14 protein-coding genes and 1 pseudogene are annotated in these 14,410 nt (G+C 69.2%); 11 read left to right on the top strand and 4 right to left on the bottom strand.

The annotated features are described in order from the left end of the window. Positions 1-543: 543 nt before the first annotated feature. Entirely contained in the window at positions 544-1,569 is a 1,026-nt protein-coding gene (locus ACZ7OO_RS29905; RefSeq protein WP_471509412.1) for a cytochrome P450, read from the top strand. Between the two features lie 21 nt (positions 1,570-1,590). On the opposite strand, the gene ACZ7OO_RS29900 is transcribed toward ACZ7OO_RS29905, so the two are convergent. Then, positions 1,591-2,148: a GNAT family N-acetyltransferase gene (locus ACZ7OO_RS29900; RefSeq protein WP_471509410.1), complete on the bottom strand. Its 558-nt coding sequence runs from the start codon at positions 2,146-2,148 to the stop codon at positions 1,591-1,593. Positions 2,149-2,512: 364 nt separating this feature from the next. Between ACZ7OO_RS29900 and ACZ7OO_RS29895 the strand changes: the two genes are divergently transcribed. The 3 genes and pseudogenes from ACZ7OO_RS29895 to ACZ7OO_RS29885 all read left to right on the top strand — a co-directional run bounded on the left by ACZ7OO_RS29895 (position 2,513) and on the right by ACZ7OO_RS29885 (position 5,367). Further along, a complete protein-coding gene (locus ACZ7OO_RS29895; RefSeq protein WP_471509408.1) occupies positions 2,513-2,740 on the top strand; it encodes a ferredoxin in 228 nt (75 codons plus the stop codon). Next, a pseudogene (locus tag ACZ7OO_RS29890) lies at positions 2,737-4,113 on the top strand (NAD(P)/FAD-dependent oxidoreductase); the annotation flags it as partial. The gene ACZ7OO_RS29895 and the pseudogene ACZ7OO_RS29890, both read left to right, overlap by 4 nt. A gap of 240 nt (positions 4,114-4,353) precedes the next feature. Continuing rightward, the gene (locus ACZ7OO_RS29885) at positions 4,354-5,367 is read left to right on the top strand and encodes a cytochrome P450 (RefSeq protein WP_471509756.1); all 1,014 of its coding nucleotides are present in this window, start codon (positions 4,354-4,356) and stop codon (positions 5,365-5,367) included. A 208-nt stretch (positions 5,368-5,575) separates the two neighbouring features. Here the strand turns inward: ACZ7OO_RS29885 and ACZ7OO_RS29880 are convergent, their stop codons facing one another. Further along, positions 5,576-6,412: a ZIP family metal transporter gene (locus ACZ7OO_RS29880; RefSeq protein ID WP_471509406.1), complete on the bottom strand. Its 837-nt coding sequence runs from the start codon at positions 6,410-6,412 to the stop codon at positions 5,576-5,578. 292 nt (positions 6,413-6,704) lie between these two features. Here ACZ7OO_RS29880 and ACZ7OO_RS29875 point away from each other — a divergent pair, with 292 nt between their 5' ends. Then, positions 6,705-7,007 carry a hypothetical protein gene (locus ACZ7OO_RS29875; RefSeq protein ID WP_471509404.1) on the top strand — a complete coding sequence of 101 codons (303 nt, stop codon included), beginning with the start codon at positions 6,705-6,707 and terminating at the stop codon, positions 7,005-7,007. Between the two features lie 1,005 nt (positions 7,008-8,012). After that, on the top strand, positions 8,013-8,501 hold the full coding sequence (locus tag ACZ7OO_RS29870) for a GNAT family N-acetyltransferase (protein ID WP_471509402.1): 489 nt from the start codon (positions 8,013-8,015) through the stop codon (positions 8,499-8,501). Positions 8,502-8,810: 309 nt separating this feature from the next. Here the strand turns inward: ACZ7OO_RS29870 and ACZ7OO_RS29865 are convergent, their stop codons facing one another. Then, positions 8,811-9,059, bottom strand: a complete 249-nt coding sequence (locus ACZ7OO_RS29865; RefSeq protein ID WP_471509400.1) for a hypothetical protein — start codon at positions 9,057-9,059, stop codon at positions 8,811-8,813. A gap of 30 nt (positions 9,060-9,089) precedes the next feature. Continuing rightward, positions 9,090-10,310 (bottom strand): metallophosphoesterase, encoded by a 1,221-nt coding sequence (locus ACZ7OO_RS29860; protein ID WP_471509398.1) that lies wholly within the window; start codon positions 10,308-10,310, stop codon positions 9,090-9,092. A 327-nt stretch (positions 10,311-10,637) separates the two neighbouring features. Between ACZ7OO_RS29860 and ACZ7OO_RS29855 the strand changes: the two genes are divergently transcribed. The 5 genes from ACZ7OO_RS29855 to ACZ7OO_RS29835 form a co-directional block, all read left to right on the top strand. Further along, positions 10,638-10,769, top strand: coding sequence for an ATP-binding protein (locus ACZ7OO_RS29855; protein ID WP_471509396.1), 132 nt, complete (start codon positions 10,638-10,640; stop codon positions 10,767-10,769). Positions 10,770-11,227: 458 nt separating this feature from the next. Beyond that, positions 11,228-11,470 (top strand): STAS domain-containing protein, encoded by a 243-nt coding sequence (locus tag ACZ7OO_RS29850; protein WP_471509394.1) that lies wholly within the window; start codon positions 11,228-11,230, stop codon positions 11,468-11,470. Then, complete coding sequence (locus ACZ7OO_RS29845) at positions 11,467-12,402, top strand: anti-sigma factor RsbA family regulatory protein (protein ID WP_471509392.1); 936 nt, start codon at positions 11,467-11,469, stop codon at positions 12,400-12,402. The genes ACZ7OO_RS29850 and ACZ7OO_RS29845 overlap by 4 nt, the downstream gene beginning before the upstream one ends. A gap of 555 nt (positions 12,403-12,957) precedes the next feature. Beyond that, positions 12,958-13,161, top strand: coding sequence for a cold-shock protein (locus tag ACZ7OO_RS29840; protein ID WP_003973099.1), 204 nt, complete (start codon positions 12,958-12,960; stop codon positions 13,159-13,161). Positions 13,162-13,496: 335 nt separating this feature from the next. Further along, on the top strand, positions 13,497-14,410 hold a 914-nt coding region (locus tag ACZ7OO_RS29835), incomplete at its 3' end, for a DEAD/DEAH box helicase (RefSeq protein ID WP_471509390.1).

Genomic DNA, 14,410 nt, shown 5'->3' with positions numbered 1-14,410 from the left:
CCTAGATATGCCGTGTGTGGCAATATGTCATGCGTGGGTTTTGACGCTGAAGACCGGCGAGAGGAGTGCATCGTGATCGCCAAGCTGCTCGGCAAGCTGTCCTTCACGCGCAACTACGGCGCGTACGGGGCCCACGAATGGAGTGCGTACGCCGGCGACGACCAGGACTGACCCCACTGCTGGCGGGCGCCCCCGGGGGCCCGCCAGTTCCCAGCCACGCTGCCGACGACATCGGCCTGGACCGGTAGGAGAGCCAGGGACGATCTCATGGGCCGAAGGAATGAGCCGCCGCGGTTGCCCGAAGGCAGCTTCGGGGCCTGGAGCCGTGACCGGCTGGTAATGGCGCGCCGTGGCGCTGAAGAGTGTGGGGACGTCTGGCAGCTGGAGCCGGGTGTCTACGTAGCCGCTGCGGCCGGGCCGTGTGAAGCGGTCCTGCGCCGCGCGCAGGACTTCCCCAAGGCATCCTCGCCTCTCTTCCCGCCGTTGAAGCGGTCGAGCGGAGCACCGACACCCGAGGAGCGTGCACACGCTCACGCCGCCCGCATGCGCGGACTACGTGCGCAGGCGGTTGCAGCCCGGATCGGTGAGATTGCGCCCCAGACCGCTCGATTTGCCGGCCAGTGGCCCACGGGCCAGGACGTCGAGATTCTGCCCCCGGTCCGGCACGCCCTGGCAGAGATCGGTGTGAGCTACCTCTTCTCCGAAGACGCTCCCACCCTGCTGCCCTATGCCGCACAGCTCTTCCTGGCCCGGGAGGTGCTCGTACGCCCCTCGCGTTGGGAATGGCCGCGGTGGATCCCCACACCGGCACGGCGGTTCCGCACACGGCAGCAAGTCGCCTTCACCGACGCTTTGCGGCCCATCGTCCGCCGGCGTCGTTCATCGGGCCGGCTCGGTGACGACATGCTGGGACAGATGCTCCGGCCCTCCCCCCACTACGGCCTACTGCCGGAAGAGGCCGTCCTCGACACGCTCCCCGGAATCACCGTCGCCACCTTCGAGACCCCCACCCGGGCAGCCGGATGGATCCTGCTCCACCTCGCCCGGCACCCCCAGGCAGCGGGCCGCGTCGCGGCCGAAGCCGCCTCGCTGCCCGCGGACCCGGCCGCGACGACCAGCACCCACCTCGGCGGCCTGCAGTACACCCAGGCACTGGTGAGTGAGGTGCTCCGGCTGTACCCCCCCAGCTGGCTACTGACCCGGCGCGCCCCGGGACAGACTCAGCTCGCCGACTACACCATCGACGCCGGGTCCACCGTTCTCGTCTGCCCTTACACCGCCCACCGCGACGCACGGGAATATTCCGAGCCGGACCAGTTCCAGCCCGAGCGCTGGCTCGATGATTCGGGCTCGTCGGCGAAACCCGGGGCCTTCCTCTCTTTCGGTACCGGGCCGCACGGCTGCGAGGGAGCCGCTCTGGCCATGGTGATGCTGACGCTCCTGACTGCGCAGACCGCGCGCCGCTACCACTTGAGCGAGCCGCCCGGACCGGAACCCAGCTACCAGGTCACCACCCTCGAAGGTCTCACAGCTGCCGGCCTGCGCCTGCGCGCCACCTTGCGCGGCTGAGGGCAGTCCCGGATGGCCACCTCATGGTCCGCTCATCGTGTGCCGCTGGTCGAACTCGTGGGCGAGCATGCCCATCATGACGAGGTCGTGGTGCCGGCCGGCGAAGAAAACGTGTTCCCGCAAGCGCCCCTCCTCGGTGAAGCCGAGCCGACGAAAAAGTGCCAGCGACGCCTCGTTGTGGGCGAAGATCGCTGCCAGGCATTTGTGATAGCGCCGCTCGGCGAACATGAAGCGCAGCAGCAGCACTACGGCCTCTGCCGCGTAGCCCTTGCGCCGGTGGTCTGCCCCGATCGCGACATCCAACTCGAACCAGCCTGAACGAGGGCCGGTGCGATGCGAGCCGACTGTGCCGACCAGCTCTCCCGTGGCCGTCGCTTCGACTGCCAACCGGAAGCGGTCGTCATCGCACTTGGCAACGGACTGCTCCTTCGCCCAGGCACGGTAGCTCTCGGCGGACCGCGGCAGATCCAGCCGGCTCCCTCGCCGCCCGTCATCGTCGGCGAAGCGCATGAACGCTGTCCAGTCGTCGGGCTCGACAGCGCGTAGGCGTACCCGATTACCAGTCCAGGACGATGCCATACCCTATTTGATCACGCTGCTGTGTGCGCGAGCCGGAGAGGCACACCGGGACGAGTGCCCCCGGCAGCCGAAGAAGTGAAGGGCTGGGCCTCTGGCCTGCGGCCATCCAATCGATCAACGCTGGACTCGCCGGTATCGGTGCCGCTGTTACGCTGATTCTCTGACGGTATTGCAGCGCACCGTGCCATACGGATTTCCGTCGAAACGGAAAACCAAAAGAGCGCCACTTACGTGACCGCAATGCAGCCGCAACCAGGGATACGTCCTATTCGCAGGGGTGGGCAGCGGCCGGGTCCTCCCTCGTTGCGCGCCGGAGTGGCGCCGGCTTGAAGGTCAGCAGCTCCCGCTCCCTGTGGAGGTCGGGGTGAAAGTTGTCGTCGATCTTTCCCGATGTGTGGGGTATGCGCACTGCGCGTTCCTGGCTCCGGAGGCGTTCCGGATGCACGGTGAGGAAGCGCTCATGTACGACCCGAACCCCGACGACATCCGGCGCGACCAGGTGCTACGCGCCGCGGCGGCCTGCCCGGTCCAGGCGATCCTGGTCGACCGGCTGGAGGCGCGTCACGCACCGGCGGAGGCGTCGCCCTCATGACCGGTGCCGACAACGACAACCTGCGTGCGTTCAAGCGTGATGGCCGCATCGTGGTCGTCGGGGCTTCGCTGGCGGGGCTGCGGGCCGCGGAGGCTCTGCGAGACGAGGGTTTCACCGGATCGTTGACCATGATCGGTGACGAGTTGGGTGATCCCTACGACCGGCCTCCTTTGTCCAAGCAAGTACTGACCGGGTGGGTGCCGGCCGGGGGCACCACTTTGCCCCGCCGTCGTGGCATCGATGCGGAGTGGCTGCTGGGCGTGCCCGCCAGCGGGCTGGACCTCGCGACGAACCATGTGCGTCTCGCCGACGGACGCGAGGTTCCCTTCGACCGGGTGCTGATCTCCACCGGGGTACGGGCGCGGCCGTGGTTCGTCGAGTCCGAGGCGGCCCTGGACGGGGTGTACGTCGTACGTACGCGCGAGCATGCCGAGAGCCTGCAGCGGGCCCTCGCCGCCGGGCCCTCCCGAGTGCTGGTCATCGGTGCGGGATTCACGGGATCCGAGATCGCCTCCGTCTGCCGCGAGCGGGACATCCCGGTGACCGTCGCCGAACTCGCGCCGGCCCCGCTGGTCGGGGCGCTCGGCGCCATGATCGGCGAGGTCGCGGCCGACATGCAGCGCGCTCATGGTGTCGAGCTGCGGTGCGGTGTCAAGGTTGCCCGGCTGGAGGGTGACGCGCAGGGACGGTTTCGCCGTGCTCACTTCGACGACGGCAGTACGGTCGACGCCGATGTGGCGGTGGTGGCACTCGGGAGCATCCGTAACACCGAGTGGCTGCGGGAGTCGGGACTGGCGGCGGGCGTGTGGGGAATCACCTGTGACACGGGTTGCCGCGCCCTCGACATCAAGGGCCGCGTCACCGACGACGTCTTCGCCGCGGGAGACGTGGCACGTTGCCCGAACCCCATCTACGAATACCGGCTCATCGCACTGGAGCACTGGGCCAACGCCGTGGAGCAGGCAGAGGTCGCGGCACACAACATGGTCAGCGCCCAGGCGGACCGTCGGCCCCACCTGTCCATTCCGCTGTTCTGGTCGATCCAGTTCGGCGTCAACATCAAGTCCGTCGGCGTGCCGACCTTCGCCGACGAGGTGGTCGTCACCCAGGGATCGCTGGACGACCACCGTTTCGTCACCGCATATGGCTATCGGGGCCGCGTCACGGCTGCCGTGAGCTTCGACAACGGCAAGTGGCTGGACCACTACCGGCGGTTGATCGAGACGGCCGCACCTTTCCCGCCCCCCTGTCCCACGCCGGACCAGCCGGCCGCCATGAAACCGGTGCCCGTCGACTTCCCCGGCCCCGCCCTGCTCGCGCAGGGCGCCACGGTGGTCGTCACAGGCCATGACAGGGATGAGCGCCGCGTCACGGCCGTGCACCGGCCTCGGCAGGAGGAAGGCCGGACGACCACGACCGGGACGCCCGGCACGCTGCAAAGGATCTTCGACTACTCCGCCCGGCCCGACCCCTACCCGCTGTATGCCGAGTTGCGCGAGACGCCGGTGGCTCGGCAGGACGACGGCAGCTACGTGATCAGTACCTATCGCGAGATCACGGACATACTCAATGACCCGCATCTGAGTTCCGACGTGCGCAATCTGTCGGGTCCGATGCCCTCGGCCGGGGGAGGGGCCCCGTCGTCGTTCATCCACATGGACTCGCCCGAGCACGATCGCCTGCGGCGTATGGCGACGCGTCACTTCGGGCCCCCGCACACCCCGGGGCTGGTGACCGGACTTGAAGGCTTCCTGACCGCCGCCGTCGGCAGCCTGATCGACGATGTGGCGGGCAGGGAGCAGATCGACGTCGTCGACGATTTCGCCTTGCCGTTCCCGGTAACCGTGATCTGTCACTTGCTCGGCGTGCCACGCGAGGACGAGCCGAGGTTCCACCTCTGGGTGCACGACATCATGAACTCGGTCGACTACGACTCCGAGACCGACCCGAAGGAGAAACTGGACAAGGGCCTACAGGCCCGCAAGGACTTGCTCCAGTGCCTCGGCGAGCTGGTGGAACAGCGCCACGGCCGGCCGGGAGACGGCCTCCTGTCACGGCTGGCCAACGACGACGGGCCCGACGGTCGGATGGCCGACGCCGAAATCGTCGCCACCGCCAAACTGCTCCTCATAGCCGGCAATGAGACCATCGTCAACCTCATCACCAACGGCATGCTGACGCTCCTGCGCCACCCGCAGGTGCTGCAGCGACTGCGCGACGAACCGGACCTCGTCGTACCGCTGGTCGAGGAACTGCTGCGCTACGAGCCCCCCGTGCAGATCATTCCCTGGCGAGCGGCGTACAGCGACATCACCGTCGCCGACACCGTCATCCCCCGGGGCTCCCAGATCATGCTCATGCTGGCCTCAGGCAGCCGCGATCCGAAGCGCTTCCACGATCCGGACCGCTTCGACCCGGATCGCCGTGACAACCAGCACCTGGGGTTCGGCAGCGGCATCCACCTGTGCTTCGGCGGCCCGCTGGCCCGGCGGGAAACCCACATCGCGCTGACCGAACTGGTACGCCGGCTCGACCGCCCCGGACTGGTCGCCGACCCGCCGCCGTACCGGCCCAGCCCCGTTCTTCGGGGTCCGATCCATCTGGACATCAAGCAGGGTGACGGTTGACGCGGCAGCCGAGGGCAGTTGCAAGGCCGCGCCGCGGACGGCCCGGCGGGCTCTGCATTCGACAGCAACCCGCTACCCTCCGGCCGTCACGCTGCTGACCACTGTCGGGGACAACCCAGCCGCTTTGCACCGGCGGCTGATGCCGATGGGGGCTCTGCGTGTGGTGGGTGGCGACGGTGTGTCCGTGAACGGCTGGCGTGGTGGCGTCTCAGGCGCCCGCGGCTGTGACGACGCCGTCGGTGGCGAAGCCGAGTAGGAGGCCGAGGAGGACGCACCAGGTGGTGAGTGTCTTGAGGCCGGTCTTGCGGGCGACGGCCAGCAGTTCGATGACGACGTAGAGGATCGAGCCGGCGGCGAGGCCCAGGAAGGCGATGGACAGGGTGTCGTTGACCAGGTGCTGACCGACGACGGTACCCAGGAAGGTGGGGCCACCGCCGATCAGGCCGAGCCAGAGCAGGGTGAGCCAGGAGGGACGTTCGCCCTCGGCGGCCAGCGGGGCGACGATGCCGAAGCCCTCGGTGGCGTTGTGCAGGCCGAAGCCGATGATCAGCAGGAGGGCGAGGGAGATCTCGCCCTGGGCGGCGGAGTTGCCGATGGCGAGGCCCTCGGCGAAGTTGTGCAGACCGATGCCGGTGGCGATCATCAGGGCGAGCGAGCCCGCCTGGGTGTGAGTGCGCGGCGCCGTCTCGGCGGAGGCAGCGGCGCCGGGGCCGAGGCCGGCGGGCCGGACAGCGGCGGCCTCGCGACGGCGGGCGATCCAGCCGTCGTAGTGCACGAGCCCGGCGAGGCCGATGGTCAGGCCCGTGACCAGGGTGGCGCCCCCGGAGGCGACCGTGCCCCACTCGTGCTTGCCCAGCGCCTCGTCGACCGGCTCCCAGGCGTGGGCCAGCACATCCCAGACGAGGAAGATCAGGATGCCGATGGCCACGGCGTTCAGGGCCGCCCTGAGCCGGGGCGTGGGCGTGCGGAGGCGGCCGAGGGGGAGGCCGAGGTAGATGGTGAAGCCTGCGATGGCTCCGAGCAGGGCGATATTGCCGCTGGACATGGGACTCCGGTCTGACGTGCATAGGAAGCGCACAGAACGTAAGGCAGGAAAGCCTTACCTAACAAGAGAAGGTGTCCGCTCAAGCGAAAACTTGGGGAAGTCATTACGCGTGACGCGCCCTCGCACGCAATCCCGGCAAGAGGCATCTGCGTATGAACTCATAGGAGGCGACACCTCCTGCACATCGCGTATGGCGGACGCGCGCGGAGCAACGCGCAGGCTCCGGGCGCAGGCGGACGGCCCCGTCGGGGCCGTCCGGAAAATCAATCGCACCCTCGGAGAGGGGCTCATCATGCGCGCGCACACCACCCGTATCAAGAGAGTGGCTATCGCTGTCTGCTCGGCGCCCATCCTCGCCCTCGCGGCCGGAGCGGGTGTCGCCAGCGCGGCCACCAACGCCGCTCCCGCCGAGGTCACCGCCACGCACCAGGACAACGGCGGCTGGGGCTGGGGCGACAACCAAGGCGGCTGGGGCTGGGGACATGACCACGGCGGCGGTGGCTGGGGCTGGGGTGACAACCACGGTGGCTGGGGCTGGGGCGACAACCACGGTGGCTGGGGCCAGAACCACGGCGGCTGGGGCTGGGGAGGTTGACGGCGGCCCCTGACCACCACCGGTGACGTGAACCCCTGACAACAAAGGATGGGTCCGGGTGCCCGACCAGCGGGCGCCCGGACCCATGTCACGTCGGCTGCGGCGTTTCCCCCGTGGGGCGGTGCCTCCCCGCAAGTGGTGCTGGCAATCCTGCTTCAAGCCCTACTCCGGTGGTCTTCGGATTGTTGACCTTGACGACGACGGGGTAGCCGCCGACCCGGTGCACATGGGCCGTGTCCTGGCTCAACACGCCGGACCAGCATGGCACCCAGACGACCAAGCCCTATAGCCGAAACAGGCGCATCCTGCGGGCGGAGGCGTGTGCAGGGCGCGCAGGCTTGTCCGCGCCTGCCTTGCGGGCCGGCGGAGGCTTGGTGCTGGGGGAACTCGGTCCGGCGGACCTGCGCGGCCGCGATGACCGAGGCACTGGAGCGTGCCGTCGTGCCGCCCGTCAGTGACGCCGACCCGTTCGCCCACGAGATCCTGCTGGCCCCGAACCGCTGCACCAGGCCCTCCGCGAGGCCGGTCCGGTCGTGTACCTGTCGCGCTACGACGTCCACGCGCTGGCCCGCTACGAGCAGGTGCACGCTGTCCTGGTGGACTGGCAGCACTTCGAGTCGGGCTCCGGCGTGGGCCTGGCAAACTTCCGTCACGAGGAGCCGTGGCGTCCGCCGAGCCTGCTGCTGGAGGCCGATCCGCCCCTCCATGACGCCCCGCGCCGGGTGCTGCGGGAGATCCTTGCCCCGCCTGCCCTGCGCCGCCTGCGCGAGACGTGGCAGGTCGTGGCCGAGGAACTCGTCGACCAACCGACGGCACCGAGCCGTCCCCGGCGCTGGGCATCGGCGCCTTCGCCGAGAAGACCCTGGCGGCCGCCGGCCAGTGCACGAAGGTCGACCCTGCCGCGTCCCCGCCTGGGTGAGCGGTTCCCAGGAGCGGTGCGGGAACGCCTGCCCGAGCAGCCGACCCGCCGCAGGAAGGCACCCTCGGGTGCGAAATACTCTCCCGATGAGTTCACGCACTTCTCCGATCAGCCGGCCGATCACGATACGGAGGGCCGTCGCGCGGGATGCCAAACGGCTCACGCGGCTCGTGCGTGGCTCAGGCGCCTACGAGGGTAAGTACGCAGCCGCAGTCGCGGGGTACCGGGTCGGTCCTGATTACATCGAGGCCCACCGCGTCTTCGTAGCCGTCGGCGCCGACGAGCATGGAGGCAGGGTCCTCGGGTTCTACTCGCTCGTCCTCGATCCGCCGGAGCTCGACCTGCTGTTCGTCGCTGACGAAGCGCAAGGGCGTGGTATTGGACGGCTGCTCGTCGCACATATGCAGTCCGAGGCCCGTGCCGCCGGGCTCGACCGTGTCAAGGTCGTGTCGCATGTTCCCGCCGAGGACTTCTACCACCGCGTCGGTGCGGTGCGGACCGGGACCGCGCTCGCGAACCCGCCCGTCGTGCCGTGGGACCGTCCCGAATTGGAGTTTCGCATTCCTTCGGAATGACGCGGTGTGCCGGTTCGCAGGGCACTGGCTTCGCCTGCATGGTGGCCGTCGTGCAGGAGCCGCTGGAGGCCGCGCGCTCCTTGTGTGCCGACATCTCTGCCCTGGTGGGGGATCGCCTGCGCCGGCGGCCTCTCCCGGCGACTCCCTCGTCTCCGGCACTCCCGTCAGCGCTGAAGGGGGTGGTGCCTTGCCGGTGCAGCCATCAGCGCAAGTGGAAGTAGTCACAGCCCCTGCCCCGTGCAGGTTGGTCGACCGGCGTCGGTGCGGCCCGCGGTGGAGCGGCTCGGCGGGAGGCTCCGGACAGGGGCATCAGAGCCTGACTGCCGTGGGCGTTGGCCGGGTCCGACTCGGTGTTCGGGTCGTCGTAGGCGTCGACGATGGCGAGGTCCTGCCGGAGTCGCCGGCGGAGGCGGCGGAGGCGGCGGAGGCGGCGGAGTTCAGGCCGTAGGCCGACTGCGGGTCGCTGGGGCCGTAGCCGGTGGGGGAGTCCGCGGCGGCGTTCGGCCGGACGGTCTGGGGTGCGATGCCCTCCTTCGGGGCGGCGGCGCACTGCAGCATCTCCGGGCGGAACCGCCGGCCCGCCCAGCCCTACGGCGTGGGGGGCCGCTGCGGGGAGCGGAGTACGAGCAGGGTGATCTCGCTGGGGGCGAAGACGCGGAAGGGCGGGCCCCAGAAGCCGGTGCCGCGGCTGGTGTAGAGGAGGGTGCGGGTGCCGTGGCGGCTGAGGCCGGCGAGGGTGGGCTGGTCGATGCGGACCAAGTGGTGGAAGGGCCAGATCTGGCCGCCGTGGGTGTGGCCGGAGAGCTGGAGGTCGACGCCGCCGGCTGCCGCCCGATCGACGAACTTGGGCTGGTGGGCCAGGAGCAGGACGGGCAGGTCGGGGTCGGCGCCGTGCAGGGCTCCGGCGAGGTGGGCGCCGTGGCCGGCGAGGCCGGAGGATGCGGCGGTGACGTCATCTACGCCGGCGACCACGAGGGTGTCGCCTCCGCGTTCGAGCAGCAGATGGCGGTTGCGCAGAGGCTCCCAGCCCAGCTCGTCCATCAGGTCGACCCAGCCCTGGGCCTCGCTGTAGTACTCGTGGTTGCCGGTGACGTAGACCCGGGCCCGGGTGGCCTGCACGGTGCCGAGTGGGGCGGCCTGGGCGCGGCGGCGTTCGGCCGTGCCGTCCGCGATGTCTCCGGTGTGGCAGACCAGGTCGGCCTTCAGCGTGTTGACCGTCTCGCAGACCCGCGCCGACCAGCGGGCGCGGTCGAGCGGGCCGTAGTGGGTGTCGGTGATGAGGACGACGCGCGTGCCGTCCAACCCGGCTCCCAGGCGCGGAAGTTGCACGTCCAGGCGGCGTACCCGTGGTACCCGGCGGGCCTCGGCGTACCCCCAGGTGAGCAGCACGGCGGCTGCGCCGAGGACGGCCCAAGTGACGATCCGGGCCCGGTCCTGGCCGTCGCCGACGCCGGTCACGGTCAGGGCGAGCCGTAGCGGGACGCCGAGTACGACGGACCAGGTGAACAGGGTCCGGCTGGTGCCCAGCAGGGTGTCTCCGACGATCGCCGCCCAGTCCTGCTGGCGTCGGCCGTGGCCGCGCACCATCGCGAGCGGCATACCGATCAGGCCGAGGACGAAGAGGGCGGTGCCGGCGAGCGTGACAGGGAGCGGCCAGTGCTGGCCGGTGTGCAGCAGCAGCCAGCAGGGCACGGTCCACAGCAGGACGGGGGCGATCAGGGGGAGGTAGCGCATCAGGCGGTGCAGTCGGCTCTGCTGAGTCGCGTGCGCTGCACTGTCGGCGGATCGGGTTTCGCTGGTGTCGGTCACGCTTCCCCTCCTTGAGCAACCAGGCTGCCGTCGCGCGCACTGTATCCGGCCGTCCCGAGCCGGTCGGACGGACGGGGTGCTCATGGCGGGCAGCCCGATGTGGCCCGGTGGCCTCCGAGTTCGCCCCCGGCTCACGGTGCCTGTAATGCTCAGTATTTCCAGTTGTGGCGCCCTCGCGATACCAACCGGCCCGATGCGGCCTGATACCGGCAACGTGACCCGCCATGGGACCGGAAGGGGGACGGCGGATTCGCATGATCGTCGCAACGTTGGACCGGTCGGCTGCTGCGCATCGCGGTCAGCGATCACGGCGACCGCCAGCCCCGCATGCGCGCCACTCCGAACACCGAGCCCGGCGGCTTCGTCATGCAGCTCCTCGAACGACTCGCCCTACGCTGGGCGGTCACCCCACGCCACCCCGGCAAAACGGTCTGGGCGGAACTCAGCATCGACTCCTGAGCCCGCCCCTTCCAGGCGCGGATCGCCACTACGGGAAGACTCCGACGGAGCGAGTCCCCTGACCCGCCACAGCTCGCCTCACTGGGAGCAGCTCGCCTCACCGGGAGCCATGCTGACTCTGCCGGGCCGTGCGGCCGGGTTTTCCAGGTCGAAGGTCAAGACGCGATCAGGAACCCTCACAGGGATGAGAGGCGCGGACCACAGTTCGCGCCGGACGTGAGAGGACTGCAGGCGGCATTCCATCTCTTGGCCAGGCTGAGCGTCCTCGGTGTCTGGCCGGGTATCGTGTCAACTGATCGATAGGAGGCCGCCGTGCGGCCGGCCCGGGGAACTGGGGGAAGAGCGTGGATGTCCCACCTGGCGTGGGCGGGTCCCCCGGCGCGCCCCCACGTCGCGCGGTACTGCAGATCAATCCGTTGCCTGACAGTTCCGGGCTGGGGGCGATTGGGGAGATCAGCATGATCACACGGACTGTTTGGCAGCAGGCGCTTAAGCAATTGGTCGAGCGTCGCACGGACGTGCTGCATGTGGATCTGTCCCAGGTGAGGTTCGTCGATATGGCCGGTGTGACAGACCTGGCGGTCACCGCCCAGAGTCTCCCCGAAGGGCAGCGGATCGTGCTTCACCGGCCTCCGGCGCAGCTGCCCCGCATCCTTGAGCTTTTCTGGCCCGGGCTCGCCGCGATCGAGGTGGCTGCGTGACGAGCACAGCTACCTCCCACGAGCCGTTCGTTCACCCGGCGCTCTTCTACCGCGGCACGGACCAGTACATCACGGGGACGGTTCCCTTCCTGAGGGAAGGGCTGGACGCCGGTGAGCCCGCAGCCGTCGCCGCCCCGCCGGATCGCCTGGAGCTGATCCGCGAGGGGCTGGGTGAGCGAGCGGCGGAGGTGCGCTTCATCGACATGACCCAGGCCGGCCGCAACCCCGGCCGTATCATCCCCAGCGTGCTGCGCAAGTTCGCCGACGCCCACACGGGAGCCCGCCGGGTGCGCATCATCGGCGAGCCGATCTGGCAGGGTCGTTCCGCCGTCGAGTACCCGGCGTGCGTCCAGCACGAGGCGCTGATCAACGCCGCTTTCACCGGGCGCCGGGTAACCATCCTGTGCCCCTACGACGCCGACCGGCTGGAGAAGCAGGCCCTCAGTGACGCCCTGGCGACCCACCCGGTCGTCATCGACGCCGGTGGCGAAAGGCGATCCACCGCCTACAGCCCCGAGCAGATCATCGCCCGCTACAACGAGCCTTTGCTCGCCCCACTCGGCGCCGCGGCCCGCCCTTTCGCCGCGCAGACACTGCCCGACGCTCGCGACTTCGCAGTGTCCCAGGCGCGGTCCCTGGGCGTGTCCGGCGTGAGGCTGGGGGATCTGGAACTCGCGGTGGCGGAGCTGACCACCAACAGTGTCGTCCACGGCGCCGGCTCGGGAACACTGCGGATCTGGCCCGAGAGTGGCCGGATCGTCTGCGAGGTCCACGACGGCGGACAGTTGACCGATCCCCTGGCCGGCCGCCGCCCGCCGAATCCCACGCAGCCCGGTGGCCGTGGACTCCTACTAGTCCACCAACTCGCCGACCTCGTCCGTGTCCACACCGGCCCTGACGGCACCACCATTCGCTGCTACCTCCCCGCCTGACCAGGACAACGGGACGGCCCGGCTCACTCTCAGTGATCGTCTGCGCCTGCGGCCTCTCCCGGCGACTCCCTCACCTCGGCACTCCCAGGGCCATCGAAATCGCGCACCCCTCAGCTCGCGTTTGTCTTCGAATGTCCCGCCCGCATCAGGAGCGAGGCGAGGGTGCTGCTGGACGCCTTTCGAAGGCGTCACAGCTGCGTACGTCGTCGCCCCCTGGCGGTCAGGGTTGCACTATGTGAGACCGCTCTTACTGAAACGTAGCACTCCGAGTGGATCAATATCTGTGCTCGCGAAGTGAGGCTTTGGCGGACCGCGTCGTGAGAGATTTTGCCGCACTGAGTAGAGCGGAATTGCGTAATGTGCACGGGCCATTCCAGTGTGCTACTGTCGATCTCAGTTGCAGTTGTGGTTCCCGAAACTCCAAGTGCCCCATCCGGTTCTGTCGGTCGGGAGCGCTCTTGTGTTTCCGGTCATTTTCCGGGCGGGGTAATCATCGCGGCGACACGGCGTCCGCACAGTGCGGATTCCGGTGCACTGCCCCAAAGGAGATGTGACATGGCTGCTGGTACCGTGAAGTGGTTCAACGCGGAAAAGGGCTTCGGCTTCATCGAGCAGGACGGTGGCGGCGCTGACGTGTTCGCCCACTACTCGAACATTGCCGCGCAGGGCTTCCGTGAGCTGCTCGAAGGCCAGAAGGTGAACTTCGACATCGCGCAGGGCCAGAAGGGCCCGACGGCCGAGAACATCGTTCCGGCCTGACGCTGACGCACACTTTGTAGCTGGGGCCCGCATCCTTCGGGGTGCGGGCCCCAGCTGCACGCATTTCCCGGAGCGGTTTCACCTGCGGGACGACGAATCCGCAGTCTCACCCCGCGCGGCTCCTCCTCAGTGATGCAGGAGCGTCCTGAAGAGCTGCGCCGCAGCCGATGCCCGGATCTTAACTCCCCATCGCGTCCCCCATTTCAGCACCTGTGCCCCCGGATATTTCCGCCGGCCCAAATCTTTTTCTTTTGCCACCGGTCCATACTTGTAATTCTCCACCGCTCATTGCTGCGGGAATTCCTTGATATGTGCCACATCGAGGAAGGTTCCGCATGGACCGCACACGTACGAACGACCGCTCCGCCCGCACCCGTAATGGCAGTACCACCGCCGGAAAGGGCGGCAGTCGCATGGGCTTGCCGGCACCGCGCCGTTCCGGCGGCCCTGCCCGTTCCGGCGGTTACGGCCGTCGGCCCGCCGCGGTGCAGGGGGAGTTCGCGCTCCCCACGACGATCACCCCCGCGCTGCCCGCCGTGGAGGGCTTCGCCGATCTCGACATGCCCGAGCCCCTGCTGACCGAACTCGGCAGGCAGGGTGTGAGCGCGCCGTTCCCGATCCAGGGAGCGACGCTGCCGAACTCCCTGGCGGGCCGTGACGTACTGGGCCGCGGGCGCACCGGTTCCGGCAAGACCCTGGCCTTCGGCCTTGCCCTGCTCGCCCGTACCGCCGGGCAGCGTGCTGAGCCGCGCCAGCCGCTGGGGCTGATCCTCGTACCGACGCGTGAGTTGGCGCAGCAGGTGACCGATGCGCTCACGCCGTACGCTCGTTCCGTCAGGCTGCGGCTGGCCACGGTGGTGGGCGGGATGTCGATCGGCCGGCAGGCCGGCGCGCTGCGCGGCGGGGCCGAGGTCGTCGTCGCGACGCCCGGACGGCTCAAGGACCTCATCGACCGTGGTGACTGCCGGCTGAACCAGGTGGGGATCACGGTGCTGGACGAGGCCGACCAGATGGCCGACATGGGGTTCATGCCGCAGGTCACCGCGTTGCTCGACCAGGTGCGTCCGGAGGGGCAGCGGATGCTGTTCTCCGCCACCTTGGACCGTAACGTCGACCTGTTGGTGCGCCGCTATCTGACCGACCCGGTCGTGCATTCGGTCGACCCGTCGGCCGGTGCGGTCACGACGATGGAGCACCACGTCCTGCACGTCCACGGCGCTGACAAGCACGCCGCCACGACCGAGATCGC

Source organism: Streptomyces sp. NPDC111744, assembly GCF_055634995.1.
The sequence above is the reverse complement of the archived record's forward strand: the minus strand, read 5'-3'. Positions and strand labels throughout refer to the sequence as shown.

What these genes read in the sequence shown, in the direction of transcription:
- ACZ7OO_RS29875 (WP_471509404.1), top strand. Translation starts at nt 6,705, where the DNA reads ATGCGCGCGCACACCACCCGTATCAAGAGAGTGGCTATCGCTGTCTGC.
- ACZ7OO_RS29880 (WP_471509406.1), bottom strand. Translation starts at nt 6,412, where the DNA reads ATGTCCAGCGGCAATATCGCCCTGCTCGGAGCCATCGCAGGCTTCACC.
- ACZ7OO_RS29850 (WP_471509394.1), top strand. Translation starts at nt 11,228, where the DNA reads ATGATCACACGGACTGTTTGGCAGCAGGCGCTTAAGCAATTGGTCGAG.
- ACZ7OO_RS29865 (WP_471509400.1), bottom strand. Translation starts at nt 9,059, where the DNA reads ATGCTGCAGTGCGCCGCCGCCCCGAAGGAGGGCATCGCACCCCAGACC.
- ACZ7OO_RS29855 (WP_471509396.1), top strand. Translation starts at nt 10,638, where the DNA reads ATGCGCGCCACTCCGAACACCGAGCCCGGCGGCTTCGTCATGCAGCTC.
- ACZ7OO_RS29900 (WP_471509410.1), bottom strand. Translation starts at nt 2,148, where the DNA reads ATGGCATCGTCCTGGACTGGTAATCGGGTACGCCTACGCGCTGTCGAG.
- ACZ7OO_RS29870 (WP_471509402.1), top strand. Translation starts at nt 8,013, where the DNA reads ATGAGTTCACGCACTTCTCCGATCAGCCGGCCGATCACGATACGGAGG.
- ACZ7OO_RS29885 (WP_471509756.1), top strand. Translation starts at nt 4,354, where the DNA reads ATGCCCTCGGCCGGGGGAGGGGCCCCGTCGTCGTTCATCCACATGGAC.
- ACZ7OO_RS29905 (WP_471509412.1), top strand. Translation starts at nt 544, where the DNA reads ATGCGCGGACTACGTGCGCAGGCGGTTGCAGCCCGGATCGGTGAGATT.
- ACZ7OO_RS29840 (WP_003973099.1), top strand. Translation starts at nt 12,958, where the DNA reads ATGGCTGCTGGTACCGTGAAGTGGTTCAACGCGGAAAAGGGCTTCGGC.